Here is a 2,394-nt window from a genome sequence, read left to right as displayed (position 1 = left end):
CGCCCACGCTGGGGGCGCACCAGTTTCGCCATGGTTTGGCCACCGATATGCTTAGCCGTGGCGCATCGCTCGACGAAATAGCCGATCTCTTGGGACACCGTCACCCACAGACCACGACGATCTACGCGAAGGTTGACATCAAGGCGCTGCGTACGTTGGCGGTACGCTGGCCGGGAGGTGTGCGATGAATACGCTCCGGCAAGCCGTTCACGAATACCTTAGCCTGAGACGAGCCTTGGGCTTCAAGCTGATCGAGGCTGACAGAAGGCTACACGACTTTGTCACCTTCATGGAGCGGCGCCACGCGCTCTATATCACCCAGTCGCTGGCCCTCGAATGGGCCCAGCAGCACTCAAACCTGCAGCCGGCAAGCTGGGCGCAACGATTGAGTTTCGTGCGTGGATTTGCACGTTATCGCAGTGCCACCGATCCGCGCACCGAGGTCCCAGCCGAGGGCTTGCTGCCATTCAAATTTAAGCGTACACGGCCGTACCTGTATTCGGACGACGAGATTCGCAGGCTGTTACACGCTGCACTCCAATTGCCATTTCGCGGTGAACGAGGTGCACTGAGACCGTGGACCTACTATTGCCTGTTCGGGTTGTTGAGTGTATCCGGCATGCGTCTGGGCGAAGCCCGCAACCTTAAATTGCAGGACATCGATTTGACGGCCGGAGTATTGACGATTCGGGGCACCAAGTTCGGCAAGTCGAGACTCGTGCCTTTACATGGATCGACATGCAAGGTGCTTGCCGACTATATCGCGCGGCGCGAATTTCGTTGGGCGGGGCGGCCGGTTTCAGCCCATTTGCTAGTTTCCAATCGGGGCAATCGGCTCGACAACGGTGAGATCCATCGGACTTTCTATCGGCTGTCCCGCCAGATTGGGCTGCGCGGCGACACCGACAGTCATGGGCCACGCTTGCACGACATGAGACACGTTTTCGCGACGAGAACCCTCGTTCGCTGGTACCAGTCCGGAAAGGACCCCGAGCAGCGCATGCCCATCCTGTCGGCCTACCTCGGACATGCCCATATCGCCGATACCCAGTGGTATCTGAATGCCTCACCGGAGCTCATGCGAGAAGCAATGCGCCGGCTCGAACAGCATTGGGAGAACCGCTCATGAACACTTCCGCCAGCCTTGCTCCGCTACTGGAGCATTTCTTCACCCAGCGCCTGATGCAGCAGCGTCAGGCGAGTCCTCACACTATCAGTTCTTATCGCGACACCTTCCGTCAGTTTCTGAAGTTCGCTCAGGGACACCTGCACAAGTCGCCATCACGTCTGAATTTCGAGGAAATTGACGCTCCGTTGGTCGCTGCTTTTCTGGACGATCTGGAGAAGCATCATGGCATCAGCATTCGTAGCCGCAATCTGCGGCTCACTGCAATCCACTCATTCTTTCGATATGCCGCGTTCGAGGCACCAGCGCAATCGGCCCAGATCCAGCGTGTGCTAGCGATTCCCAGTAAGCGCTTCACCCGCACGCTCGTCAACTTCCTGACGCGCCCAGAAGTCGATGCATTGCTTGCCGCGCCCGACCAGCGGATCTGGTCCGGTCGACGTGATCACGCCTTCATGCTGGTGGCCGTCCAGACCGGCCTACGCCTCTCCGAGATGACCGGGCTCAAGCGTGAGGACCTCGTTCTTGCAGCAGGCGCTCACGTGCGGGTAACCGGGAAAGGTCGAAAGGAGCGTTGCACGCCCATCGCCAGACCTACTCTTGCCGTGCTGAAGGCCTGGTTGCGCGAGCCGCAACGCGGTGACGGCGACGTGTTGTTCCCCAGTGCCAGGGGCGAACGTCTCAGCGTCCACGGAGTGCAGTACATGCTAAACAAGCATCGCAAGGTCGCATCCAGAGTCTGCCCCTCGTTGCAGCAGAAGCGGGTCACCGTCCACTGCTTGAGGCACACAATGGCCATGGACCTTCTGCAAGCGGGCGTTCGTCGCTCCGTGATCGCATTGTGGCTCGGACATGAGTCGGTGGAAACCACTCAGATCTATCTCGAAGCGACACTTGCAATGAAGGAACAGGCGCTCGAGAAGACATCTCCGCTCTGCGGCAAGCCGGGACGCTACAGACCTGCAGACCAGCTTCTCGACTTCCTGAATCGTTTGTAGGGTTGAGGAAACTATGTCGGGTGATCGGCAGCAGTTCATTACTGCGCAGCCCACTACTCAAGCGATGAGGCGAGCTTATTCAAATTACCCGACATAGCCACGAAGGCCACATAGCGACGCATGGTATGGGTTCCGTACGCCGTGTCGTCGAGACCAATTGATGCGATCCAGCGATGCACGAGGCGAGCGTATTGCCGCGTCGAAAGGTGCGGCGACCCGTGAATCCGGCTCGGGAACAGAAAGTCCGACTGCGACAGTCCGGCGGTCCTG

3 protein-coding genes and 1 pseudogene are annotated in these 2,394 nt (G+C 58.9%); 3 read left to right on the top strand and 1 reads right to left on the bottom strand.

What is annotated here, in order from left to right; genetic code table 11:
- The 3 genes from WCA53_RS25725 to WCA53_RS25715 all read left to right on the top strand — a co-directional run.
- Positions 1 to 188: tyrosine-type recombinase/integrase (locus tag WCA53_RS25725; protein ID WP_423917062.1), on the top strand; the 188-nt coding region annotated here is incomplete at its 5' end.
- Positions 185 to 1,129, top strand: a complete 945-nt coding sequence (locus tag WCA53_RS25720) for a tyrosine-type recombinase/integrase (RefSeq protein WP_423917059.1) — start codon at positions 185 to 187, stop codon at positions 1,127 to 1,129. The genes WCA53_RS25725 and WCA53_RS25720, both read left to right, overlap by 4 nt.
- The gene (locus tag WCA53_RS25715) at positions 1,126 to 2,124 is read left to right on the top strand and encodes a site-specific integrase (RefSeq protein ID WP_423917057.1); all 999 of its coding nucleotides are present in this window, start codon (positions 1,126 to 1,128) and stop codon (positions 2,122 to 2,124) included. Before WCA53_RS25720 ends, WCA53_RS25715 begins: the two co-directional genes overlap by 4 nt.
- A gap of 53 nt (positions 2,125 to 2,177) precedes the next feature.
- On the opposite strand, the pseudogene WCA53_RS25710 reads toward WCA53_RS25715, so the two are convergent.
- Positions 2,178 to 2,394, bottom strand: a pseudogene (locus tag WCA53_RS25710) (hypothetical protein); the annotation flags it as partial.

This window comes from Caballeronia sp. (assembly GCF_049581465.1).
In the GTDB taxonomy this organism is placed as follows: Bacteria; Pseudomonadota; Gammaproteobacteria; order Burkholderiales; family Burkholderiaceae; genus Caballeronia.
The sequence above is the reverse complement of the archived record's forward strand: the minus strand, read 5'-3'. Positions and strand labels throughout refer to the sequence as shown.